We start from the raw sequence: 25725 nt of genomic DNA, 5'->3' as shown, positions 1-25725 counted from the left end.
ATGACTAACGACAAATTATGATAGCTGTAACTAAAACCCCACTTGACAACATCCCTGTCACTTCTGAGTTATACAACTGGCCAGAATTATTGCAACAGTTGTTTGCTCGGCAATCTTTGACGGTTTCCCAAGCTGCGGATCTGATGCAAGGTTGGCTCACAGATGCCATTCCTGATGTCCTCTCAGGAGCGATTTTAGCCGCAATCCAAGCTAAAGGCGTATCTGCCCAAGAATTAGTCGGGATGGCTAGCGTCTTACAATCCCAATCCCCAATCCCTAGTACCCAATCCCTAACTCCCCTAATAGACACCTGCGGAACTGGTGGAGATGGCGCTTCAACCTTTAATATTTCCACTGCTGTCGCCTTTGTTGCCGCCGCCGCCGGGGTAAAAGTTGCCAAACATGGCAATCGTTCCGCATCCAGCAAAACTGGTTCGGCTGATGTGTTGGAAGCTTTGGGTATAAATCTCAACGCCACTCCTGAGAAAGTGCAAGCCGCAGTAGGTGAAGTCGGAATCACCTTTTTGTTTGCTCCCGGCTGGCATCCTGCACTTAAAGCGATCGCTACTTTGCGAAAAACTTTGAAGGTGCGGACTGTTTTTAACTTGCTCGGCCCGCTAGTAAATCCCATGCGACCGACAGGGCAAATTATTGGTGTCAACGATCCGCTTTTACTAGAGGAGATTGTTCAAGCTTTATCCCAACTGGGATGTCAGCAAGCGATCGCCCTCCACGGACGGGAACGTTTAGATGAAGCTGGTTTGGCAGATGTTACTGACTTAGCTGTACTCCAAAATAAAAAAGTCCGTTCTCTAACCCTCAATCCTCAAGAACTTGGTTTGAGTTTTGCACCAACTGCGGCTTTGTGCGGTGGAGATGTCGAAGAAAATGCCGAGATATTGAAGGCAGTTCTCCAAGGTAAAGGCACTCAAGCGCAGCAGGATGTAGTTGCTTTAAATACAGCTCTCGCGTTGCAAGTTGGTGAAGCCATTGATGGGGAAACTGATGTTTTAGTAGGTTGTGTTAAAGGTATTGCCCTTGCCAAGGAAATTCTGCAAAGCGGCGCGGCTTGGACAAAACTAGAGCAACTTGCTGAATTTTTGCACTAATTCCCAAGGTAAGGGCACAGCAATGCTGTGTCCCTACGAACGGACTGTATTACACCCAAAAACTATACGGAAGGAAAATAGATGATTATCATACTTAAGAGCGGTACGCCTGTTGAAGAAATTACTCGCATCAGCCAAGAAGTGAGTGAGACTTGGGGAGTCACGGTAGAAAAAAGCGTTGGCACTCATAAAGTTGTGCTGGGGCTAATTGGTGATACCATTAGCATCGATAAATTACAGGTTCAAGAGTTCAGCCCTTGGATTGAACAAGTATTACGAGTGCAACAACCTTTCAAGCGCGTAAGTCGAGAATTCCGACATGGAGAAGCCAGCGAAGTTGTTGTACCAACACCTAATGGTGATGTCTATTTCGGCGAAAATCATCCAATCGTAGTAGTAGCCGGGCCTTGTTCCGTTGAAAATGAAGCGATGATTGTCGAAACAGCAAAACGCGTGAAGGCAGCAGGAGCGCAGTTTCTACGTGGCGGAGCTTACAAACCCCGCACCTCACCTTATGCCTTTCAAGGTTATGGCGAAAGCGCTTTAGATTTGTTAGCAGCAGCGCGGGAAGCTACTGGTTTGGGTATCGTCACAGAACTCATGGATGCTGCCGATTTATCAGCAGTGGCGAGAACAGCTGACATAATCCAAATCGGAGCGCGAAATATGCACAACTTTTCACTGCTCAAAAAGGTAGGCGCTCAAGATAAACCAGTGCTGCTGAAGCGGGGGATGTCTGCCACAATTGACGAGTGGTTGATGGCGGCAGAATATATTTTGGCATCTGGAAATCCCAATGTGATTCTTTGTGAACGGGGAATTAGAACCTTTGATGGCAAATATGCTCGGAATACTTTAGATTTATCGGTGCTTCCGGTGTTGCGATCGCTTACCCATTTACCGATCATGATTGATCCTAGTCATGGTACGGGTAGGTCTGAATATGTTCCATCGATGGCAATGGCTGCGATCGCAGCTGGTACAGATTCCTTAATGATTGAAGTTCACCCCAATCCAGCAAAAGCTTTATCCGATGGCCCCCAATCTCTCACCCCTGATAAGTTTGACCGCTTAGTTCAAGATATGTCAGTTCTGGGCAAAGTAGTTGATCGCTGGTCTAAACCTGTATATAATCGCGTTGGTGAAACCCAAATTATGCTCACCCCAGAACTCTCAAAGTAGTTCCCCTCTATAGACTTCTTGCATAAGTAGGGAAAAGGGGAAGGTGGGGCCCCCTCTGGGGATAAGGGGCGGGGAAAAAAGTTCTGTATTGTCCCCTTCCCCTTTAATCTTTTCCCTTTTCCCCCTCTTGCAAAAAGCACTTTTGCAAGAGGTCTTATCTAGCTAGTCTTACCCGAACTAGCAAGATAATTGCGCCAGCCGCCATACTGGGAAATATCTTGTGCATCGGCAATTACATAAGGTTCACATAAAAATCCTTTGACTGAGGAACCGTCTTCCAAGTCTAAAGTGCCAATCACTAAGGGCGGTGGTACTGCGGCGACAAAAGTACCAAAGCCTTCTGCACTCAGTTGCCAAACTTCTACTTCAATCCCTACCCCAGAACCATCGAGAACTTTAACTAATCCAGGTTTGGCAGGTTGGGTATTGGCAAGGGCGTAGAAGCGATAGGTAGGAGCGGTTTCGCAAGTTTTCAGTAAGGTAGCATGACGCTCTTGCAGTTGATAGTTCAAGGGTTGCCCAGTGAGATGAGCGCCAACAACAGCAAGAGCAATCATATTGGTGGATGCGGTTGTCATGCAGAAATCCTCACAGCAGTTGTTTTACCAGAAGTATCGCCCATTTGATGGTGATACAAGCCACCTAATTGACACAGTGCCACATCTTGAAACGCTTGCCCGATTAAAGTGATGCCAGCGGGTAAACCATTGGCACGGAAGCCACAGGGAAGAGCGATCGCGCACAAGTCCATCAAGTTCACGAAATTGGTGTAGTAACCTAGGTTCGTGTTGAGAGCGATCGGCTCGGCTTCTACTTCCGCTTTGGTGTAGATAGTTCCGGTGGTAGGCAATGCCAGAATATTGACTTTTTGCCACTGCTGTGATGCTTCCTGCTTTAGTGCTTCTAAAGCGTAAAAACCCTTGAAAGTATCTACCGCTGTGTAGCGTAAACCATTGCTAATAATTTGGCGCACAACCGGATGAATAGCATCAGCTTGAGTTTCAAAGAACGGTTGGATAGCGGCGAGTCGTTCTGCTACCCAAGCACCAGAGTAGAGCAAATTAGCGGCTTGGTGGAAGGGCTGAAAATCAATTTCAACAGGATTCCCACCGATCGCCTTTAACCGCTGTAATCCTTGCTGATACAAATCTGCTGCGGCTGCATCACCAAAAAACTGCAATTGATCTGTCTTGGGTACTCCAAAAGAAAAAGATGATGGAATTGCTGCGGTTTCTGCTGGAACTTGGCGGGAATAACTATCGCAGACATCAAAGCCACTGGCAACTTGCCAGAGGATTTCAGCATCTTGGCAATTCAATGTGAAAATAGAAACGCAATCGAGCGATCGACAGGCAGGCACTACGCCGGAAGTACTTAATACACCTCTGGTAGGTTTGAGTCCGACAATATTGTTAAATGCCGCTGGGACTCGTCCAGAACCTGCTGTATCAGTTCCTAGTGAAAAGCTCACCAGCCCCCCTGCCACGGCCACGGCGGAACCAGAACTAGAGCCACCAGAAATATAATCTTCATGGAAAACACTGCTACAGGCTCCATAAGGCGATCGCACCCCGACTAACCCCGTGGCAAACTGATCGAGATTGGTTTTGCCGATTAAAATTGCCCCGGCTTGAAGCAAGCGATCAACTACCGTTGCCGTTTTTTCGGGGATGTAGCTGTAAGCTGGACAGCCAGCAGTCGTAGGCATTTTTGCCACATCGATGTTATCTTTCACAGCGAAAGGGATGCCGTAAAGAGGCAATTCATCGATATTCCTGCCAGCGAGGGCTTGAGCTTGAGCGATCGCCTGTGCTTGTGGTAATAAATGAATCCAGACAGCATCGTTTCCGCGTGCGGCAATCCGGCGATAAACTGACTCAATGACATCCGTTGGTTGCAACTGAGCGGTTCGATAAGCTGTAAGCAGCGATAAAATATCCAGGCGGAGCAAGTCTTTCACACAATTTTAGATTTTAGATTTTTTGACTTTCTGCAATTGCCGTTTTAACACTCAAGTCATTATTTAAAACTCCAAAATGCTGGTGTTAATTGTCGCATAAGCCAGACTGATTTAAAGAACAAAATATATTTTAGAAGTTTTAACCATACATTTACCCGCTCTTCAACTACCTTTGTTAATCTTCCTAACAACATCGGATAAATAATTTAACTCAAAGCACACAATTCAGCCTGCATAACTTTCCGTCTCAAGGACTTCCAGAAATTAAATTATTCAATTTTGGGAGCGAAGACGATCGCTAGATTCTTCCTCCCCTGCTTCCCCTGCGCCCCCTGCTTCCCCTACTCACCAAAGTGATGGGTATTTTTTTAGTTGGAAGCCCCTCAGCAACGTTTACAAAACTCACCGTAATTGTGACGATTACGCTAGAATTGTTAAAGGTTCTTTACAGAGTTTGCTGATCATCCCCAATTCTGTTAGAAAAGCCTAGCATTCAAATGTAATGTAAATCTCAAAACCCAACTCTAGAGTTCACCAAAAGCTTCTATGACGCTCCCAATTCGCAACGTCGCCATTATCGCCCACGTTGACCACGGTAAAACCACCCTGGTTGACGCACTCCTCAAACAATCCGGCATTTTCCGCGAAGGCGAAGACGTTCCGGATTGCGTTATGGACTCCAACGCCCTAGAAAGAGAACGGGGTATTACTATCCTTTCCAAAAATACGGCGGTTCGCTACAAAGAAACACTAATTAATATTGTTGATACTCCTGGACACGCTGACTTTGGTGGTGAAGTTGAACGCGTACTCGGCATGGTTGACGGATGTCTTCTAATTGTCGATGCCAATGAAGGCCCCATGCCCCAAACACGCTTTGTCCTCAAAAAAGCTTTAGAAAAAGGGCTGCGCCCCATTGTTATCATCAACAAAATTGATCGTGGCCAAGCTGACCCCCACGTTGCTGTTGATAAAGTATTGGATCTGTTCTTGGAATTAGGGGCAGATGAAGACCAGTGTGATTTTACCTATCTGTTTGCTTCCGGGATGGCAGGTTTTGCTAAGGAAAGCCTAGAAGCAGAATCGGTAGATATGCAACCCCTGTTTAATGCAATTCTGAAACACGTTCCACCACCAGTGGGTGATAGCAAAAAGCCTCTGCAATTGCAAGTTACAACCCTAGATTATTCTGAATATCTGGGACGGATTGTCATTGGCAGAATTCACAACGGTACTATCCGCTCAGGACAGCAAGCGGCTTTAGTTACAGAAGATGGCACGATTGTCAAAGGTAAAATTACCAAGCTGATGGGCTTTGAAGGTCTGAAGCGGGTAGACATGGAAGAAGCAACCGCAGGTTATATTGTGGCGGTGGCTGGTTTCGCTGATGCTTATATTGGGGAAACGATTACTGACCCCAATGAACCACAAGCTTTACCACTAATTAAAGTGGATGAACCAACCTTGCAAATGGCTTTCTGGGTGAATGATTCGCCCTTTGCTGGTCAAGAAGGCAAGTTGGTGACATCAAGACAAATACGCGATCGCCTATTCCGCGAACTTGAAACCAACGTTGCTTTGCGTGTCGAAGAAACCGATTCTCCCGATAAATTCCTCGTTTCCGGCCGTGGAGAACTCCACCTGGGTATCTTAATTGAAACCATGCGTCGGGAAGGCTTCGAGTTTCAGGTATCTCAGCCACAGGTAATTTACCGCGAAATGAACGGTCAACCTTGCGAACCTTACGAACTCTTGGTGTTAGACATTCCTGCTGATGGTGTGGGTAGCTGTATTGAACGCCTGGGACAACGCAAAGGCGAAATGCAAGATATGCAACCGGGTAGTGGCGATCGCACCCAGTTAGAGTTTGTGATTCCCGCCCGTGGTTTGATTGGTTTCCGGGGTGAATTCATGCGGATGACTCGTGGCGAAGGCATCATGAACCACAGCTTCTTAGATTACCGTCCAATCAGTGGTGATATTGAAGCCCGTAACAAAGGCGTTTTAATCTCCTTTGAAGAGGGTGTTTCTACCTTCTACGCTATGAGAAACGCCGAAGATAGAGGAGCATTCTTTATTACTCCCGGCACAAAGGTTTACAGAGGCATGATTGTAGGAGAACACAATCGTTCCCAAGATTTGGAATTGAATATCTGTAAGACCAAGCAGTTGACCAACCACCGGGCTGCTGGTGGCGATGAATTGGTGCAACTGCAAGCACCGATAGACATGAGCTTAGAGCGTGCTTTGGAATACATTGGCTCCGATGAATTGGTGGAAGTTACACCTCAATCAATTCGTCTGCGCAAGATGTCGAAGAAGTTGGCGAAACGATAAGTAAGAATTCTTAATTGATTTAGAAAGCCCGCATGAGCGGGCTTTTTGTTTTTATTTATCTTCCATCACGCATCTATACATACGTTATTTCAGAGAATGATATCCAGAATTTTTTTGGATATAGCAACGGACAGGGAGCTTTGGACAACAATAAAATCACATAGTACCCTGTTGAAGACGCGTTTACCGCGAACTGTCCTAACGGCTTTGGTAACTGCTATATCATTTTTACCAGGGTGTATATACGGTAATTGTCTGTATAATAGTTACTTAGGCAGTGTAAACTTGCTAATATTGAGTTATGTACTGAATTAGCTCGTCATGCAAACAGATACTCAGTTGCCCGGAACTCGCAGCCTGGCTCTGCCATCACCGATTTTAAATTCCCAGGCTTCGACAGAAGTACTAGTTAAATCGAGTGTTGTCATAGTAGGGGCTAACGGTTCAGGTAAGACACGTTTTGGCTCTTGGGTTGATTTGGAATCACCACAAAAACATTTGGTACACCGAATTGGAGCGCAAAAATCCCTTTCGATACCAGAATACTGTTCTACTTCTTCCATTGATGCTGCTGAAAATAACCTTCGTTATGGTTATTATCAGCACAATATAGAGCCTGAACAGTTACAGAATTACAAAATGGGACATAAATATCAGTCTAAGCCCAGTACATTTCTCCAGACTGATTATGATAAGTTGCTCACCTATTTATTTACAGAAGAGTTTGATAAAAGTACGAAATATCGGCAACGGATCAGAATTACAGGTCAACCAGAAATACCTCCAGAAACTAACCTTGATATCATCAAACGAATTTGGGAGTTTGTTCTTCCACATCGTGAGCTTATTATTGGCGCAGGAAAAATAGAAGCCCGCCCTAAAGATGGTGGAACTTCGTATCATGCCTCTGAAATGAGTGATGGAGAACGGGTAATCTTTTATCTTATTGGGCAGTGCCTTGCTGCAAAAGAAAACGGCATATTAGTTATTGATGAACCTGAACTTCATCTACATAGAGCATTACAAAGTCGTTTGTGGGATGCAGTCGAAGCTGAAAGACCAGATTGTATATTTGTATATTTGACCCACGACTTGGATTTTGCAGTAACTCGCGTGAGTGCTACAAAAATCTGGCTTAAGAGCTATAACAGCAATCAGTGGGATTGGCATTTAATTCCTGAGAATGAAGATATTCCCGAACGGCTTCTTCTAGAAATTCTGGGAAGCAGAAAACCAATTTTATTTGTCGAAGGCGATAGAAATAGCTTGGAGTACTTCTTATTCTCGCATTTGTTTAAAAATTTTACTGTGACTCCATGTGGTGGTCATGAAGAAGTGATTCATTCAACTTGCTCATTCTTGAAACTAAAAACTCTCCATAATCTTGAATGTAAGGGAATTATTGATCGTGACTTTAGGGCAGATGAACAAGTCCAATATTTAAAGCAGCGCGATATATTCTGTCTTGATGTCTCAGAAATTGAGAATCTTTTTCTTTCAGAAGATGTATTACGTATTGTGGCAACAGCATTAAATAGACCTGAAGATGCAAATAGCCTCATTGAAGAAACCAAAAAATTAGTATTTACTCACATGGAAAAAGAAAAAGAACGTCTTATCTCTGCTATTGTTGCAGATCGGATTGAAGGAAGTTTCTTAAAATTCAATGCAAAAGTCCTTGGAGAGTCAGAACTTATAAAGGCATTGAATGATATAATGAGCAACATCGATATTCCGTCTTTATATGCAGAGACAAATAATTTAGTGGATTCTATCTTAGTTAACCAGAATTATCCTGCGGCACTGCGCTTGTACAACAATAAAGGATTATTGCCTCAAGCATCTAGTATCTTTGGATTCAGGACTAATAAATCTACCAACGAGTTAATAAACTATATAGAACGGCTAGTTAAAAGTAAGAGTAATGAAATGATTTTAAAGGCATTTCAAAAATCAGTTCCTGAGTTGGCAGACCTAAATCTTGTGGTAGAAATTCAAGCTACTACATCTGTTGTCTAACAAAGCCTATGTAATTGACTAAATTAAGGTTATTTGTTGAGAACGAGAAGAGATATGCGATCGGTCGGTGATAGGCATCATTGTGACATTATTGCCTTATCTAGGTTTGAACGACTTTTAGTTGTTGCACATACTGGTAGAGGGGAAAAGATACGAATTATCAGCGCCCGAAATGCTACTCGCGAAGAGAAGAGGTTTTATGAACAAGGAAGTTGAAAACGAAATGGAAGATGAATTACGTTCTGAGTACGACTTCGCTCAAATGGCAAGCGGGGTTACAGGTAAATATGTTGAACGGTATCGTACAAAAACGAACCTAGTACTTTAGCTCCCGATATTGCCCAAGCTTTTCCCAACGATGAAGCAGTGAATGAGGCATTAAGGTTGTTAATCCAGGTCGCCCAGCGCCAGCAGCCTAACACAACGACCTTCTTATGAAAGCTGAAGCACTGAAAAAGCGACTCGATAAAAATCGTCCAATGACGACAGTCACAATTCGCATTCCCGAAGATGTCATTGAAGATTTAAAAAGAATAGCACCATTACTGGGATTTTCTGGCTATCAGCCGTTAGTTCGTGCCTATATTGGGCAAGGGCTAAGAGTTGATCTGGAACGACTGGAAGGTGATACTATCTCAGCACTGATTGCTAGCTTGAAACGTCACGGTGTTAACGATGAGGTTATCCATGAAGCCCTCACTGAAGTTACTCAAAAATAGTGCAATTGCGATCGCCATTGCCGTGCATTTAGTCAAATCCTTGAGTCAAAATAAAGAAGACTGAAAAAGGATTATTCTCATGACTATTCCTGAAACTGCGATGCCTTCTCTACGAGACGCTACGTGTAGCTTGCTTCCACGAAGTGGTACGGCGAGCTTCGCTAACGCAAAATCGCAGCAACTTTCCAAACCACCCCTGCAAGAAGTGACCGATCTCAGTACTGCTTTTATTTACCAAAAATCAGATAATATTTATATATTTAAGGTAAATAATTTTCATCTAATAATTGTACAAGAGTATAAGGAGACTTTTCTAGAAAAATTGTTAAATCGGTTTTAATTTTCACCAAATCAACCGCACTTTGATAAATATTCTCTAAATCATCCTGTAACTTTTTTGTTAAATTCGTTGTTAAATGATTATTTAAGTCATATCTAAAGGTTTGAATTTCTCCAATCCAATGACGATAGTTTCTTTGATATTCTACCTGCCAATATTGAAGTAATAATAAATGAATAATTATTTGCCTTAAAAGGCTTTTTGCTTTAGCTAAATCTCTTTTACCCAAGTTAATTAATTCCTCAATTAAGTTTTCTAAATCAAGTTGGGTAAACTGTTTTTGTTTTAATAATTCAATAGTTTCTTCTAACCATAAATTCTCATCGGTTTCATAGAGTTGTTTTAAGTTGGTAGTAATTGTCATATTTTTACCTTCTACCTACATTCCATAATTTAATCATATACAATTATAAATTTTCTATCTGTCAAGTTTAAATTCATGGGTAAGCTAGTTCGTAGTCAGGATTTTAGTCCTTACTCTAAACCCTCAAAACTAGCTTAGAAATTGTACTAGGCTGAGGGAAGTTTTTGATTTAATTAAAATCTGACTTTTCACTTCATATAGAAAACCCAAGACTACACATAAACCCTAAGCAAGCTTTCCTACTAGGGAATGGAAGCGAGATTTTCTAGATAAGAGTGAAAAGTCAGATATGGAAAAAGAGATTGTGTCTGTCCTACCGCCAAGTAAAATTAAATGCTCAGTTCACCCGGAACCAAGCTTAATAAATAAAGGCGGAGGGATTAACGACGATCCCAGTTGCGATCGCGCTCATAGCGATGGTTATTGTCGCGAATGTTGCGAAGGTTATTATCGCGTTCATAACGACGATTATTATCGCGTTCATAACGACGATTGTTATCGCGGTCATAACGACGGTTGTTATCGCGGTCATAACGACGGTTGTTATCGCGTTCATAGCGACGATTGTTATCGCGTTCATAGCGACGATTGTTATCGCGTTCATAGCGACGGTTGTTATCGTGGTCATAACGGCGATAATTTTCAATGTCATAACGGCGATAATTGTTACGAATGTTGCGAACGTCATTCTGGCGGTCATAATCACCATTTCTGTAGTGACGACTATGACGTTCGTAATTACCATCATCGTTGCGTTGATAGCTGTGGCTATCGAACTCAGCAAGATAAGACACTGGTGTATTAGCGTCAGCTTTTGGAGAAATAGCCAAAGCTGATGCAGATGCTATCAAGCCAGCCAGCAAAATAGAGGTAAAGCGGTTCATAATGTTAGTCAAAAATTATTGACGTTAATTTATGCAAGTCCAGTCTGTTTAGGAAGAGCAGATTCCACAAGTCTTTAAATCAATTCTATCAGTGTTGAAAAACTCAAAAAGTTTTCTTGGGTGCGGTGATTGAGAAAACTTTTGTTGTTTATGATACTTTCTGACCTTCCAAATCCCGTGAAAAGTTAAAATTAAAATAAATCTTTGAACTGGAAATACATGACGATCGCACCTTTGCCAAAACCTACCAGCTAGCCGATGATCTGATTTACCAGACAAAACGCACACCAATTATAATTAGTGTGCGTCTGTGGTTAGATTTTAGAAATTCTCGAACTTAGTGATCGCATCCTTTATCTTATCCACCACCTCATCTACAGGGATAACTCCCAATTCCCCAGAGGCGCGGGTACGGATACTCAAGGTGTTGGTTTCCACTTCCTTAGCTCCCACCACAGCCATCACGGGTATTTTTTCTTTCTCTGCATTGCGAATCTGTTTACCCAAGCGATCGCCACTAGTATCAACTTCTGCACGGATGCCCAACGCACGCATCTTCGCCACCACATCTTTAGCAAAGTCTAGCTGTGTATCACCCACTGGCAGTAATCTAGCTTGCACTGGCGCTAACCACAAAGGGAAATCACCTGCATATTCTTCAATTAAGATCCCAATTAATCGTTCCAGTGAACCAAAAGGCGCACGGTGAATCATTACTGGACGTTTGCGAACACCATCTTCGGCAACGTACTCTAAATCAAAGCGTTCTGGCAAGTTGTAATCTACCTGCACAGTTCCTAATTGCCACTCCCGTTCTAAGGCATCACTAAAGATAAAGTCGAGTTTTGGCCCATAAAATGCCGCTTCTCCAATACCTTCAAAATGTTCCATCCCCAAGGTTTCAACCGCACGGCGAATTGCACCTTCGGCTTTGTCCCAAACTTCATCTGAACCAATGTATTTATCACTAGCTGGATCGCGGAAACTTAGCCTAGCTTTAAAGTTCTTCAGTTGCAGACTATTAAACACCGACAAAATCAAATCCACCACACTGAGGAATTCGCTATCTAGCTGTTCTGGGGTGACGAACAGGTGAGAATCATCTACAGTAAAACCGCGCACCCGCGTTAAACCGCCCAATTCTCCTGATTGTTCGTAACGGTAAACAGTACCAAATTCCGCCAAGCGCATCGGTAGTTCTCGATAAGAGCGTAACTCACTCTTATATATTTGGATGTGAAAAGGGCAGTTCATCGGCTTCATGACAAAGCCCTGTTCCTGTGCAGCAGCTTCGGAGTCATCTGCCATTAAAGGGAACATATCTTCTTTATATTTCTGCCAATGTCCAGAGGTTTTAAATAAATCTACTCTGGCAATGTGAGGCGTTACTACAGATAAATAACCCCTTTTTAATTGTTCTTGCTTGAGGAAGTCTTCTAAAGTACTCCGTAACAGAGTGCCTTTGGGTGTCCACAAAGGTAAACCTGGCCCTACTAGATCAGAAAATATAAATAATCCCAGTTCCTTACCCAGTTTTCGGTGATCTCGCCGCAGCGCTTCTTCTTTGCGTCGCTTATATTCAGCGAGTTGTTCTGGGCTTTCCCAAGCGGTGGCGTAGATGCGTTGTAATTGAGCTTTAGTTTCATCCCCACGCCAATAAGCCCCAGCAACGCTTTCTAGTTCAATTGCTTTCGGGTTTAATTCACTGGTATTTTCCAGATGAGGCCCCGCACACAAATCCCACCATTCATTCTCTAGGTGGTAAATCGTGATTGGTTCCTCTTTAATATCTGACAGGATTTCTAGCTTGTAAGGTTCGTTAATTCCCTGAATCCGGCGTTCGGCTTCTTCGCGGCTGACTTCTTCTCGAATTACTGCCAACTTGCGATTGATAATCTTTACCATCTCTTTCTTGATGGCTTTGAGATCATTTTCGCTAAATGGTTCTGGACTGTCAAAGTCATAGTAAAAACCGTTTTCAATCCAAGGGCCGATTGTAACTTGTGCCTTGGGAAACAGCTTTTGTACTGCCATTGCCATTACATGGGAAGCAGTGTGGCGAATCTTTTTTAAGTTCTCCGATTCGCTGGTACGCGGTAAATAAATTTTTTCAACTTGTTCTGGCTGTTGTGACTGATTTGATGAATTTGGCGACATTGGCTGCTGAACCATTGGCGAAGTGATTACAAAAGGTGATTTATCTGAATCTGTAGGCTTATTCAACTATAACGACTTTGATTTTTGCTTTTTTCAGCTTTAGAAATAATTCAGAATGATTTAGAGTCCAACTAGGATAGCGAGTCCGCGATAGCGCAGCGTCGGAATGAGCGTCGCGTCTGAATTAACAGGTTTTAAACTCCCAGTGAATATGCTTTCTTTAGCAGTGCTTCTAGGTGGCGGGTTTGAATCCCCCATTATATAGATTCTGAATTCTGACTCCTGACTCCTGAATTCTTCTTCAATCAGGGATAAAGATAAATTTTTGATTTTTTATCTGAGCGTGAAATTCAGGATTCAAGGCGTAGGCGTAGCCCGTCGTAGACATCGCTAAATTATCTGATGAATTACAACTCCTTTTCATATATACCTATAGCCTTCTCTCCAAAGGAACTGTACAAACCAGATATCAAGACTATATAATAAATTTGTGTCATTTGTTACAAAATTTTACATCTTGAATTATGATAAAAATAATAAAAATATTAAGAAACGTAAATAACGTTAATATTAGTAAGCAAGCTTGAAATATGCTTCTCATTTATGCCAGACTCAAATTTACCAGGGACTGAGTTGCTGAAAACAGTTTTAGAACCTCTGCTAGAAGATTTTCAGCATTGGTTTACGCGATCGCGCCATTTACTCGAAACTGAGCAACTATCATTTATGAGTCATCAAGAGCAATCTGACTTACTTTTGCGGGTTAAGCAAGCTCAGAAGGAAGTAAATACGGCGAAGATGCTATTTGCTGCTACTGACAAACAAGTTGGGATTGATATGGCAACGTTAATGCCTTGGCATGAATTAGTAACAGAATGCTGGAATGTCGCAATGCGCTTTCGTCAAGGGCGTGAGATATAAATAGCACCTGGAAGTACTTATCGATGTCTGACGACAAGCCGAGGAAGCGTCTACCTAAGATGGTCAACGAGTCATTAAAGAGATAGTAAAAAACCTTAATAATTTCTTAACATTATTTAGATTAACAAGGTAATGTATCCTATGCTACCGTAAGTGGAATAACGGTTGACAAATAGTTTCATATAAATCTAATAGCACCAAAAGTGCTTCAAATACTCGTCTTAACTGTGAGTCATAGTATCGGCGAAACAAAGCGTTACAAAATAAAGTTTTAAAATTGCTACTCTGGAGGAAAATCCGATGTTACATCTTCTTTACATTCTTGCTTTTACAATCCTTGCATTTATAGCTGTTGGCAATTTAATTCGTAACCTGATCATGTTCAGTTTTGATCGGGAGCGAACTTATCCGACGAATTCCTCGCCAATGAATAATCAAGGTAACTATGGTTATTATTCATCAAAAAAACAGTTTGTACCCCATCCTGAGTTATTGGATAGCGCAGGCAACTTAATTAAAGAGCCGCTTTTGGTAATGCGTTCAATTAACGTTGAAGATGCGCGTCAACATCTCGATGCACTTTACGAAGCATCCCCAGGACATAAGAGAGAAAATTCAGAGGAAGCATAATGTAAAGACGCGATTAATCGCGTCTGTAAGTAGTTTGGGTGTAAAGTATTGTTGTTTTTACATCCTTAACATTCTTTACTTTTAGCAAAAATTTATTACCATAGTTGAATTTGAAGCGATCGCGCAGGTAACGAACTAGAGAATAATTCTCTCACCAAAAGCATTTGAAGATTTTTTTCGATCCGTTTCTAATGGTGGTTGACGCAAGCCACAATTTCTATATTGATTGCCAGTCTGAAACGGCATGGTGTAAGTTATAAGATAATTCCTGAAGGACTCAGCGAAGCTCCTGAGTGGTAGCTTTTAATACTGTAGTCGAGTCAGCAAGACAACAAGTAAATATATCTTTACAGCGTATAGTTTTGCGTAAGTTCTATAGCTACATCTTCAAAAAGAAAGTTAATTATAGGGTTAGTACAGAAAACTGAGAGTGAAAACCCTTTTTCAGCAGTACTGATCCTCACAACTTGCCAAAAAACGCTCTATAAAACTCGTTTGAGCGATTCGAGCCAAAATAATGTTTCCACACTGCTGACAAAAAAGCAGCATTCAAATCTATATAAATAAGTAAATTTTGATAAATTTATATTTTAGTTAAGTTGTAAAGTTAAAACTGAAAACTCAGGATTTTGAAAGAATTCATTAGTTATTAAACTTTCAGAAAAACAAGACGTATATAGCACTTCTCCCTTGGGTGCAGTAAAATTTTGAACTCACTTCCATATCTTCTCTTTTTACAATGAAAGTGTTACTTGCCAACGCTAATACGGAAGGGGCTGGGGGCTAGGTCTATTTTCCGTGCAATTGAAAACCGCTATAGTATACTCAGCAGAAATACGAAATTCAGAGATTTTTTGCGTATAGAGATGCATTTGTTCCCTTCTATTATACAATTTTGTCTTAAACATCTTTGATACCTGATTAGATAAATTTATGACAATTAATTAATTGATTGAATTTAATCACTCATCATGGATTAAATTATGTAAATGTAATAGTAATAATTTTTGGGTAAGAAAATTTATTTAGAGAGTATAAATCAACTTAGGCAAAGTAGGCGATGTCTACAACAGACTACGCCAAGGTCTCGACTATATAATTAGTGAACCCTGTTTATCAGTGAACAGAATAGTTTAAAATATACAATAATTTCTTTTTAATACTTAGTTCTGAAAGATTTTACTTGTGCAAGCACATAGCAAAGTTAGTTGAGAATGTATATTGGGCGTAGTTAGGTTGTCAATCAACAAATCAAGTTGTATGCACTCCTGCTAGTTGGTAACAAAGTGTTGCGCCTACTTTGGCGAAAAGCGCTTTTTAGCGTTCTTTACATATTGCAACCGTCTATTTAACTTGAGAGTCCCTTGGAATTTGTACAATGCAGCTGTGACGTGGATCTTGTCGAGGTTGAGCGTTTAACAATAATTCATGAGCATTTCGACTTCTGTGCTGAGTGATCTGCTAAAGTCCCTACCGTACTTGCGGCCCCAGCTATATTTTAAGGCTTCACTAACGGCGCTCTCCCACGCGATGGAAGATCAAGTTTTGGCTGCGACTTTAGCCCAACCCCTTGTAATTGCTAGTTTCCAGCGAGAGCGATTCTACCGCCAAGAAGCTCATCGCTACCAGCGACTTGCCTTGCGGAGTAATCAGATATATGTATTATCTGCTCCAGAAACGGATTTCACCAACAGTTCGGAACACTACGAAAAGGTAGCTTTTGAGCCAGATGATGGTTTAAGTCAAGAGTGGCATTTGGTCGTGATTGCTGACAATTATGCTACTTGTCTGGTTTGCCGAGAAAACCTTGGTTCTATTGCCAAAAACAAGGAAGTCCCGGAACTAAACCCTAATCTGGATATAGATACAGCGCGAAGATTTGAGGGAGTTTGGACATCGGAAAGGGGAGTTAGCCTCAAAGCAGCCGAATTGCTGTTAGACAGAGTTTTGGTTTACAGACCAGAACTAGCAAGTAAAATTCAACAAGCGCGTCAAAGGTTTGGCATAGGAGAGCCACGGAATAATTCTGGAGTAGAACAGGTAAACGAATATGCTTGTGACATTGATACAGATCCCTTTGTGCAGCGCTTAGTAACTTATTTGCAAGCTAGTCAATACAAATTGCACAAAGCCTACCGTTCCATTGCTGTTCAGGCACGGAAAGAACGATTAGTCAACTCTATTAGCACTGCCATTCGGCGATCGCTCGATCCTCACGAAGTTCTCCAAGTGGCGGCACAAGAATTAGGACAACACCTAGAAGCTTGTCGCTGTTTAATTTACCGCGCTCAAGCTACAGATAACCAAGCCATAATTGAACACGAGTTTTTGACTCCCGGTGTTCTATCTGTTAGTGGACAAACCTGGGAGTTAGAAAAAAATTCCCTATTTCGGCACATAGTGGAACAAGCTGAAGGTGTTTGTGTGAGCGATACCCTGAGTGACCCTCGTGTGACTAATTCGCCAGGACTTTCGATGATCGCCAAAAAGTTTGCCATTCGTTCTTGGCTGATGGAACCAGTTTTTTATCAGGGGCGATTATTGGGCATTGTGGAGTTACACTATTGCCAGATGCCACCGCACGAGTGTCAACCTGGGGAATTGGATTTGGTAGAAGCGATCGCTACCCAAGTGGGAGCAGCTCTCATCCAAGCAGAGGCTTACGCTAACCTAGAAGAACTGAACCAGCAGCTAGAAGCCCTAGACCGCACCCGCAGCAACCTCATAGCCATCACCGGACATGAACTGCGTACCCCCCTATCTACCATTCAAGTCTGCCTAGAAAGTCTCGCTACTGAACCGGATATGCCCTTAGAGTTGCAGCAAATCATGCTCAACACTGCTCTTTCCGACTCAGAGCGGATGCGAAAACTGGTACAAGATTTTCTCACACTTTCCAACTTAGAAAGCGGTCGAGTGGAATGGCATCCAGAATCCCTGAGTTTACAAGAGTGTGTGGATTTAGCACTCAGCCGAAATCGCACGCGTTCCTCAACGGAAAAACCGCCGCAAATCAAGACTCAAATTGCCGAAGACCTACCCCTGATTAGAGCTGATGGTGATTGGCTAGTCGAGGTATTGGCAAAACTCATGGACAATGCTTTTAAATTTACGCCACCCCAAGGAGAAATCACCATTAAAGCGATTTACAACAGCCGTAAAATGGTTGAGGTGACTGTGGCTGATACTGGACGAGGCATTGAACCAAATCGTTTAGAAATAGTTTTTGACCGCTTTTACCAAGAAGAGGGAGCGCTGCGCCGCACCACAGGTGGGACTGGACTTGGTTTAGCAATTTGCCGTCAAATTGTTAATGGCTGGGGTGGAGAAATTTGGGCAGAGTCAACTGGCAAAGACCAGGGTAGTCAATTTCACTTTACTATACCGATTGTTCAGAATACCCAAGAGGAAAAGCGGACAAAAGTCAAGAGTAAATAGGCATGAGGCATGGGTGATTGGGCATTGCCTTTTAACAAATGACAAAGGACGAAGGACAAATGACTAAAAACTGTTACAGTCTATGACGCGATCGCAATATGATCCTGGTTGCAGTGTTAGGATTCCCTAAAAACGTTGAGAGAAATCACTTTATGGCAGAAACACTCTCTGGACAAACCCCACTATTTGCTGGCAGCACTGGTGGCTTGCTTACAAAAGCAGCAGTTGAAGAAAAGTACGCTATCACTTGGACTAGCCCGAAAGAGCAAGTTTTTGAATTGCCTACAGGTGGTGCTGCTACTATGCGGCAAGGTGAAAACCTGCTGTATATAGCTCGTAAAGAATATGGAATCTTTTTGGGCGGTCAACAATTCCGGAAACTCAAAATCACAGATTATAAAGTTTACCGGATTTTACCCAACGGAGAAACTACTTTACTTCACCCAGCTGATGGTGTCTTCCCCGAAAAGGTGAACCCAGGTCGTGACAAAGTGCGTTATGTAGACCGTCGTATCGGACAAAACCCTAGTCCCTCTAAAGTTAAGTTTAGCGGTGTTACTACTTACGACGCTCCGTAACTAGCTGTTAGTAGCTAATGGGTAATTAGTAATGGGTAATTGGTAACTAAAAACCCATTACCCATTACCAATTACCAATTAATTTTAAAAAATAATGATGTTTCCGGATTTCTCCCAGTTTTGCACCCTAGCGCAACAAGGCAACTTCATCCCGGTATATCAAGAATGGGTGGCAGACCTAGATACGCCCGTATCTGCTTGGTATAAAGTCTGTGCAGGTCAGCCCTATAGCTTTTTGTTGGAATCGATCGAAGGTGGAGAAAAACTGGGACGCTATAGTTTAGTGGGTTGCGATCCGGTGTGGGTTTTGGAAGCAAGGGGCGATCGCACAACCCAGAAAAACCGCGATGGTTCGCAGGTCGTTTTTCCCGGCGACCCTTTTACAGCTTTAGCCGAGTGTTTAGCACCTTATCACCCAGTGAAGTTACCACAGCTACCGCCTGGAATTGGTGGTTTATTTGGGTTTTGGGGCTATGAATTAATTCACTGGATAGAGCCGCGTGTGCCCATTTATCCACCAGATGAGCGAAATATCCCTGATGGGTTGTGGATGCAGGTAGACCACCTGTTGATTTTTGACCAAGTGAAGCGGAAAATTTGGGCGATCGCTTATGCTGATTTACGTGACCCGAAAGTAGATTTGAAAGCAGCATATCACCAAGCGTGCGATCGCGTCACCCAAATGCTCGAAAAGCTATCTTTACCACTATCGCCAGAAAAAACTCGATTGGAATGGAAACCGCCGGAAAGCAGGGGAGCAGAGCAGCAAAGCAGCAAAGCAGCAGAGGAGTATCAGAGTAACTTTACCCGCCCTGATTTTTGTGCCAGCGTCCAAAAGGCCAAAGACCATATTAAAGCAGGCGATATTTTTCAAGTAGTAATTTCCCAGCGACTATCAACAACATACACAGGCGACCCCTTTGCCCTTTACCGCTCCCTACGTCAGATAAATCCTTCGCCTTACATGGCTTACTTTAATTTTCAAGATTGGCAAATCATCGGTTCCAGTCCTGAAGTAATGGTGAAAGCCGAAACCGATTCAGATGGTGGAGTGATAGCAACGGTACGGCCAATTGCCGGGACACGTCCAAGAGGTAAAACTACCCAAGAAGATGCAGCCTTTGCTGAGGATTTACTGCAAGATCCCAAGGAGATTGCCGAACACGTCATGCTGGTAGATTTAGGGCGGAATGATTTGGGGCGTGTTTGTCAAAGTGGTAGCGTCAAAGTTGATGAATTAATGGTGGTTGAGCGCTACTCCCATGTGATGCACATTGTTAGCAATGTTGTGGGTAAATTAGCACTTGGGAAAACAGCATGGGATTTATTGAAAGCTTCCTTTCCAGCAGGTACGGTAAGCGGCGCACCCAAGATTAAGGCAATGGAAATTATCTACGAGTTAGAATCTAGCCGTCGGGGTGTTTATTCCGGTGTGTATGGATATTATGATTTTGAAGGACAATTAAATACTGCGATCGCAATTCGCACAATGGTAGTCCATGATAATACGGTAAGCGTACAAGCCGGCGCAGGTTTGGTGGCTGATTCTGAGCCAGAGAAAGAATACGAAGAAACGCTAAATAAAGCTAAAGGTCTGTTAGAGGCGATTCGTTGTTTGCGTTGAACTAGGGATTGGGGACTGGTCAATTGTTAGTAGCCAGTAATTATTCTCATCATCTCCCTACACATAGGAGTGAAAATGAATGTAGAGACGTAGCACTGCTACGTCTCTACAAGGTTTTAAGGTAACGAATAATTAATTTTTGTAAATGTATCCTCATCTCCCTAATCCCCAGGCTCTTTTTCTATCTATATAGTAATTACTCTCGCATACAATTAATTGCGCACTGATTTTTGTTAGTTAATTGTAAAACCGGGCTTGATATAAGTACAGTAACAGTTCTATTTGCTGTATGAGAATCCAGACCAGACTTTAAAAGTTGAGATACCAATATCTTTCTATTTTGAATCACATAGATTTTACTTTGAACTGCAAGATATTTGGAAACAATTTGTGCCACTTCTAAGCCCACGTATCCACAATATCGTGATAAATTAGGAAGCTTTATAAATCCAATTAACATCGAACTTTTTCCAAAGCTAAACAGACTTTTTTAGATATGTTGAAAAGTTAAAAAAGTCTTGGCATTCAAATCCAAGACCTTCGCTGAATTTACTACATACTATAAAGGAACAAACTTGTTTATCCCAATTGGCTGAAGTAAATTGCCCAAAGCATTCCAGTTACCCCAATGGCAATTAAAAGGTTAGTGAAAAATCTGCCGAATTCAATCTCTTGTCCTAACCCTTTGTCGTCTTGACCAACGCTGAAAAACAATGACCAAGCTTGATTTGCATTGATAGTCTCAAAGTTGTTGAAATTAGGTCTAAAAACAACAGGCCCAATCAAATCTTTTTGCGGATAATCAAAATCAGTTTTCATAAGTTTGCCTCTAAATTGTTTTATTTGTCAAGTAAAGAAAATTCGTAAATATCAAAGTGTCTTCTCTAAAGTCAGGTTAGCCGTTCAACCAAACTGCGTTTAGTGATGTAATCTTTTACTCTTTTTTTGCCGTCTGTAAATAAGTATTAACTATTGTAAATATTTTTTGCAACTACTTGACATGAAAATAAAAGTAGTGAGAACCGTACCAAGTAAGTAGGGTAAGCTAATCGTCATTTATTTTTCTAGATTGATTCGTTTGTATTAAGCGGCTCTATTTCGGATTTGTGCAAGAAGTAGACCATGCGTATAACTAACTGCTTGGTAAGGATTGTTTCATAGATAGAAGTTTGATGCCTGTAAAGATATGCGATGTCTACGACAGGGTACGCCTACGCTCTTGAAAGTACACACAGATAAAAGCACCAATTGCATTTAATCTGACTTCAGTAAATCTTATGAACTATATAAATAAAAATTATCAATTTATAACTGAGGAACTATTGCTTATTTGTAACGAAATTGTTATGTTCCTTTACATATAAATACAAAAACAACATCAACGCGTTAAACCACTCTTAATCAAGGCTTTCTAAATAACTATGCAGATGAGCCTGCAATGTGCCTTGCCGAATGCCCAAAATCAATGGCAGCGAAATTACCATGCCTTTGGTAAAGCGGTGTCCACGATCTGGTTGTTCGATGATGCAAACACTGCTGAGTGCCTTTGTTAACAGCTAAACGCATTTTTCTTGCGTTTTTTCACGGTTGATTTTTGACATTTGTATAGAACTGTAATTTTCTTTTTGGAATTTCTGCTATGTCTTTTACCATCCAATCAGCTCAAGGTATTTTTCCCGGTACTCTAATTGCTGACGTTGTTCCAACCGTTGTCGAATCATTCTCTCAGCTTAATGCTGAAGATCAACTAGCATTACTTTGGTTTGCCTATACCGAGATGGGTAGAAGTATTACGGTTGCTGCTCCTGGAGCAGCTAACATGATCCTCGCACAAGGCTTACTCGAACAAATTAAGCAGATGCCTTTTGAAGCTCAAACCCAAGTCATGTACGATTTGGCTAACCGTGCTGACACTCCCATCTGCCGTTCCTATGCATCCTTCACCGTGAACATTAAGTTGGGCTTCTGGTATCAGTTAGGAGAATGGATGGCTCAGGGAATCGTTGCTCCTATCCCAGAAGGCTACAAGCTTTCTTCTAAAGCAGCAGACGTATTGCAAGCAATCCGAAATGCTGATTCAGGTCAACAAATCACCATCCTACGCAATACAGTAATTAGCATGGGATTTGACCCGAATGCTCCAGGTAGTTACAAAAAAGTCTCAGAACCAGTGTCTCCTCCCACTGCACCAGCGTTTCGGACTAAAGTCACCATCGACGGCGTTAACAATCCTACGGTGTTGGGCTATATCAACAACATGAATGCCAATGACTTTGATGCTGCGGTTTCTCTGTTTACCTCTGAAGGTGCTTTACAACCTCCCTTTGAAAGACCGATTATTGGTCAAGAGGCAATCCGTGCTTATATGCGTGAAGAATGTCAGGGACTGAAGATGATCCCAGAGCGCGGTATATCTGAGCCAGTGGAAGATGGCTATACTCAAGTTAAAGTTACTGGCAAAGTTCAAACCCCTTGGTTCGGTGCCAGCGTGGGGATGAATATTGCATGGCGATTTTTGCTAGATCCCCAAGGCAAAATATTCTTTGTAGGGATTGACTTGCTTGCTTCTCCTAAAGAACTGCTTAACCTAGTACGTAAATAAATCACTTTTTTAGGGTTACGGCAGTGCCGTGCCCCTACGAAAAACTGTGATTTAATTAACTAAAAATAACTCTAGACGTGGATGAGCGAAGCAGCGACGCCGATAGCGTACCCCTACGGAGAAGCAAGCTAGGCGGTCTCCTAGAGAAGCGTTAGCGAGTCTTGCCTACGGTATGCGACCGAGCGTCATAGCCCATCGTAGACATTGCCACCTCGGTATGCTTAAACAAAAGAAACTTAAATAAGGGCTTAATTTGGTATTTTCGTTGTGCGATCGCTCTTAAAAGCAACCGATACCATCGGCAATATTGTAAAAGATTGTTAAACAGTTTTAAGGTTAGTGCGGAGTTGTTAAAAGTCTCCGAATGAGAGCTACTTCCAGCAATATCGATTAGATAGTGTACTTTTTAGGTGATAAATGGAGATTTGGGAGGCGGGGTGTATGGATGCTGATGAACTTCTCAAATTCTATCGTGCAGGAGAAAGAAATTTCCTTCAAGTAAGCCTGCACTTAGCTAACCTCAGCGAGGTGTGTTTAGCTGGAATCAATTTGAATCGAGCTAACTTGGCTAATGCGACTTTATCACAGTCCAACCTGCGCCAAGCAAACTTGATCGAAGCAAATTTGACTGCGGCGGTTCTCTGGAGAACCGACTTCAGTGGAGCAAATATGATTTTGGCAAACCTCAAAGCTGCTAACCTGATACGGGCAACTCTTAGGAAGGTAGACTTGCATAAGGGAAGCCTTGTGAAAGCAGACTTGCGTTTAGCAGACTTGCGCTATGCCAACCTTAGTGGTGCAAACTTGGCTGGGGCAGACTTGCGTTATGCCAACTTTACTGGTGCAAACTTGTCTGGGACAAATCTTAGTAGTGCAAACCTAACTGGGGCAAACTTGAGCAATACATACCTGAGTCATACCAATTTTGCCAAAGCTATTTTGTACAAAACTGATCTAAGTTATGTTGATTTCACGGAAGTAGACCTGACCGGGGTGGATCTGCGCTACTGCTTATTGAACGGAGTCACCCTAACTGAACGAAGCTTAATCGAAGCGGGTTGACTGTCGCTGCTGTCTCATCAAAAATCCAAAATTTAAAAATTAGTCTTTTTTCAAGGCAATTTCAAATCTACTTTTTTACTTGTTAATATTTAAATAACAATACCTCTTTGGATAGAGTAACAACTTTTTCCATCTACCGATAGTAATAGATTATCAATGAGCTTTTTCAATTTATCTGAGCCGCTCCTCCGTGAAAAACAGCAAGAGCTAGATTTTCAAGATATTCAAGGTCTAGTGTGTCTAAACTACCAAATTGGAAATTTCATCCTCTTCTCAAAGTTTTATACTCGCGTTGATCAAGCATTTATTCTCTGGGGACTCATTTCATCCGGGATTTTTGTAACCGCTCAGTTTCTACCCATTAGCTGGAGTAGTCAGGCGATTTTGTGGTCAGTGCTTACCTTATTCGGTGCAATCGGCATGGTAAGTTTAACTTGGTTTTGGGCAACTGTAGAACAGCTACGCTGGGTTGTTTATAGCTGGGGGATATTAATCCTAGCGGGTTTAATCCTAACTGATCTAAGCATTTTTTTGGGATGGGGAGAGGTCTTGATCCGTCTGTGTCCACTATGGTTAGGATTAAGCGCTATCGGATACTTTTGCATCGGCGTAGGAATGCGTTCACGCACATTTCTTCTGATGGGGTTTATTCATTTGCTGGGAATCATAGTTTTACCCTACTGCGGTGTCATGCAGTTTCTCTCAACGGGGCTAATTATGACCGTTAGTTTACTGTTACTAGCGGAATTACAGTGGGATATGCAATCTTCAAGTGATTACAAGCAATTAACACCACAACAAAAGCAGTTTAACCAAGAACAGTCCCAACGACGGCAAATGAACAGCTAAAGTTATACAGAATTCAAATATTACTTTAGATAAGCTTGAACAATATAGCTCTCTCTTTTGGCTAGCTAGTATTTATACCTTAGAGGGAAAGTTTTTCACCTAACTGTTAGCTATTGTAATGAATGAAAACAGACAACACTGTATGGGTGTTATGCCGCTGTGACCCATTGTCGAACATCGAAGGAGAGCGACCGCAGATGTTTGAACAGTGTAAATTAAATGCGTTGACGGTGTGGAGTTTTTGTCGCTTCCTCCACTTCATTAGCACCAAGGGAAGGTTAAATTCTTCATCAGAGCGGTCTGAGGTGGTAAACGTCTTGTGTTTTTTAGATTACAACTTAATTTTGACACTCCAATCTCCTTAATTGATTTTGAATTAAGGAGATTTTGACTATCACCGCTAGTGCAATTAGCTGTTAGTTGGCGTTTGTGTGTCAAAATATTCACGCCAACGACTAATTCGACCATCCCTAAAATCTACAACAATTACGTCATCAGCTTTATTACGACGACCTGTCGCCTTTTCCGTATCTTCGTAGTACCACTCCACTGCTGCCTGATTTGCTGCAATAATAATCCGTTGGATGACTATTTTGACATCTGAGTACTGTTGTTTAAAATGAATAACTCCTTCTCGAATTCTTTCTTGTCCCCGCCAGCATTGACCCGGCACGATTAGTTCCCCATCAACCGTAAACAATTCTGCAAGGGCATCGACATCTTGAGCAACCCATGCATCTTTAGCTTTTTCTATTAATATCTGGATATCTTTTTGGTTCATAGACTGACTGGCAAATAAAGGTGTGCTGAAAGTTAAGCTAACAAATATAGTTCCTAACACTAGCCATCGAGATAACCAAAGCATCTGGATTTCTATTCCCAAGGGTTCTAAACAAATCTATTCGGGTAAAGCTGCACCGAATAGGTAGACAAATTTATTTAGGTAAAGT

At 42.1% G+C, this 25725-nt stretch carries 21 protein-coding genes and 2 pseudogenes; 16 read left to right on the top strand and 7 right to left on the bottom strand.

The features are described 5' to 3' along the window. Positions 1–17 precede the first annotated feature (17 nt). Together trpD and aroF are read left to right on the top strand one after the other, a co-directional pair. Complete coding sequence (trpD, locus tag H6G97_RS13585; RefSeq protein WP_190941111.1) at positions 18–1109, top strand: anthranilate phosphoribosyltransferase; 1092 nt, start codon at positions 18–20, stop codon at positions 1107–1109. Between the two features lie 81 nt (positions 1110–1190). Further along, entirely contained in the window at positions 1191–2291 is a 1101-nt protein-coding gene (gene aroF, locus H6G97_RS13580) for a 3-deoxy-7-phosphoheptulonate synthase (protein ID WP_190941110.1), read from the top strand. Positions 2292–2449: 158 nt separating this feature from the next. Here aroF and H6G97_RS51225 read toward each other — a convergent pair whose 3' ends face one another. Together H6G97_RS51225 and atzF are read right to left on the bottom strand one after the other, a co-directional pair. Further along, entirely contained in the window at positions 2450–2869 is a 420-nt protein-coding gene (locus H6G97_RS51225; RefSeq protein ID WP_199349374.1) for an allophanate hydrolase-related protein, read from the bottom strand. Beyond that, positions 2866–4251 (bottom strand): allophanate hydrolase, encoded by a 1386-nt coding sequence (gene atzF, locus H6G97_RS13575; RefSeq protein WP_199349373.1) that lies wholly within the window; start codon positions 4249–4251, stop codon positions 2866–2868. Before atzF ends, H6G97_RS51225 begins: the two co-directional genes overlap by 4 nt. 546 nt (positions 4252–4797) lie before the next feature. Here atzF and typA point away from each other — a divergent pair. The 5 genes and pseudogenes from typA (at position 4798) to H6G97_RS13555 (ending at position 9326) form a co-directional block, all read left to right on the top strand. Beyond that, positions 4798–6588 carry a translational GTPase TypA gene (gene typA / locus H6G97_RS13570; RefSeq protein WP_190941109.1) on the top strand — a complete coding sequence of 597 codons (1791 nt, stop codon included), beginning with the start codon at positions 4798–4800 and terminating at the stop codon, positions 6586–6588. A gap of 321 nt (positions 6589–6909) precedes the next feature. Beyond that, positions 6910–8607 carry a DUF4435 domain-containing protein gene (locus tag H6G97_RS13565; protein ID WP_190941108.1) on the top strand — a complete coding sequence of 566 codons (1698 nt, stop codon included), beginning with the start codon at positions 6910–6912 and terminating at the stop codon, positions 8605–8607. A 54-nt stretch (positions 8608–8661) separates the two neighbouring features. Next, positions 8662–8823 carry a BrnT family toxin gene (locus tag H6G97_RS13560; protein WP_190941107.1) on the top strand — a complete coding sequence of 54 codons (162 nt, stop codon included), beginning with the start codon at positions 8662–8664 and terminating at the stop codon, positions 8821–8823. Beyond that, a pseudogene (locus H6G97_RS52420) lies at positions 8807–9045 on the top strand (hypothetical protein). Before H6G97_RS13560 ends, H6G97_RS52420 begins: the two are co-directional and overlap by 17 nt. Further along, complete coding sequence (locus H6G97_RS13555; RefSeq protein ID WP_190941106.1) at positions 9042–9326, top strand: hypothetical protein; 285 nt, start codon at positions 9042–9044, stop codon at positions 9324–9326. The pseudogene H6G97_RS52420 and the gene H6G97_RS13555 overlap by 4 nt, the downstream one beginning before the upstream one ends. Before the next feature lie 260 nt (positions 9327–9586). Here H6G97_RS13555 and H6G97_RS13550 read toward each other — a convergent pair whose 3' ends face one another. The 3 genes from H6G97_RS13550 to thrS all read right to left on the bottom strand — a co-directional run bounded on the left by H6G97_RS13550 (position 9587) and on the right by thrS (position 13086). Beyond that, positions 9587–10030: a DUF29 domain-containing protein gene (locus H6G97_RS13550; protein WP_190941105.1), complete on the bottom strand. Its 444-nt coding sequence runs from the start codon at positions 10028–10030 to the stop codon at positions 9587–9589. Between the two features lie 380 nt (positions 10031–10410). Next, positions 10411–10926, bottom strand: a complete 516-nt coding sequence (locus tag H6G97_RS13545) for a hypothetical protein (RefSeq protein WP_242054920.1) — start codon at positions 10924–10926, stop codon at positions 10411–10413. Between the two features lie 309 nt (positions 10927–11235). Continuing rightward, positions 11236–13086 (bottom strand): threonine--tRNA ligase, encoded by a 1851-nt coding sequence (gene thrS, locus H6G97_RS13540; RefSeq protein ID WP_190941149.1) that lies wholly within the window; start codon positions 13084–13086, stop codon positions 11236–11238. Positions 13087–13674: 588 nt separating this feature from the next. On the opposite strand from thrS, the gene H6G97_RS13535 reads away from it, so the two are divergent. The 5 genes from H6G97_RS13535 to trpE all read left to right on the top strand — a co-directional run bounded on the left by H6G97_RS13535 (position 13675) and on the right by trpE (position 20262). Next, positions 13675–13992: a DUF2605 domain-containing protein gene (locus H6G97_RS13535; RefSeq protein ID WP_190941104.1), complete on the top strand. Its 318-nt coding sequence runs from the start codon at positions 13675–13677 to the stop codon at positions 13990–13992. 300 nt (positions 13993–14292) lie between these two features. Further along, positions 14293–14622: a DUF2973 domain-containing protein gene (locus H6G97_RS13530; protein WP_104905415.1), complete on the top strand. Its 330-nt coding sequence runs from the start codon at positions 14293–14295 to the stop codon at positions 14620–14622. Between the two features lie 1428 nt (positions 14623–16050). Then, on the top strand, positions 16051–18060 hold the full coding sequence (locus H6G97_RS13525; RefSeq protein ID WP_190941103.1) for a DICT sensory domain-containing protein: 2010 nt from the start codon (positions 16051–16053) through the stop codon (positions 18058–18060). Positions 18061–18212: 152 nt separating this feature from the next. Beyond that, complete coding sequence (locus H6G97_RS13520; RefSeq protein WP_190941102.1) at positions 18213–18638, top strand: photosystem I reaction center subunit II PsaD; 426 nt, start codon at positions 18213–18215, stop codon at positions 18636–18638. A 94-nt stretch (positions 18639–18732) separates the two neighbouring features. After that, positions 18733–20262, top strand: a complete 1530-nt coding sequence (gene trpE, locus H6G97_RS13515; RefSeq protein ID WP_190941101.1) for an anthranilate synthase component I — start codon at positions 18733–18735, stop codon at positions 20260–20262. A 579-nt stretch (positions 20263–20841) separates the two neighbouring features. Here the strand turns inward: trpE and H6G97_RS13510 are convergent. After that, complete coding sequence (locus tag H6G97_RS13510; protein ID WP_190941100.1) at positions 20842–21081, bottom strand: hypothetical protein; 240 nt, start codon at positions 21079–21081, stop codon at positions 20842–20844. 580 nt (positions 21082–21661) lie between these two features. Here H6G97_RS13510 and H6G97_RS56460 point away from each other — a divergent pair. The 4 genes and pseudogenes from H6G97_RS56460 to H6G97_RS13495 form a co-directional block, all read left to right on the top strand. Next, positions 21662–21757, top strand: a pseudogene (locus H6G97_RS56460) (hypothetical protein); the annotation flags it as partial. Between the two features lie 144 nt (positions 21758–21901). Further along, a complete protein-coding gene (locus H6G97_RS13505; RefSeq protein ID WP_190941099.1) occupies positions 21902–22864 on the top strand; it encodes an orange carotenoid protein N-terminal domain-containing protein in 963 nt (320 codons plus the stop codon). A 417-nt stretch (positions 22865–23281) separates the two neighbouring features. Then, entirely contained in the window at positions 23282–23926 is a 645-nt protein-coding gene (locus H6G97_RS13500; protein WP_242054919.1) for a pentapeptide repeat-containing protein, read from the top strand. A 156-nt stretch (positions 23927–24082) separates the two neighbouring features. After that, positions 24083–24775, top strand: coding sequence for a hypothetical protein (locus tag H6G97_RS13495; RefSeq protein WP_190941097.1), 693 nt, complete (start codon positions 24083–24085; stop codon positions 24773–24775). 409 nt (positions 24776–25184) lie between these two features. Here the strand turns inward: H6G97_RS13495 and H6G97_RS13490 are convergent, their stop codons facing one another. Then, positions 25185–25640 carry a nuclear transport factor 2 family protein gene (locus H6G97_RS13490; protein WP_190941096.1) on the bottom strand — a complete coding sequence of 152 codons (456 nt, stop codon included), beginning with the start codon at positions 25638–25640 and terminating at the stop codon, positions 25185–25187. Positions 25641–25725: the final 85 nt, after the last annotated feature.

The sequence above is a fragment of the Nostoc flagelliforme FACHB-838 genome, assembly GCF_014698065.1.
GTDB lineage: Bacteria > Cyanobacteriota > Cyanobacteriia > Cyanobacteriales > Nostocaceae > Nostoc > Nostoc flagelliforme_B.
This window is presented reverse-complemented; position numbering and strand designations above follow the sequence as displayed.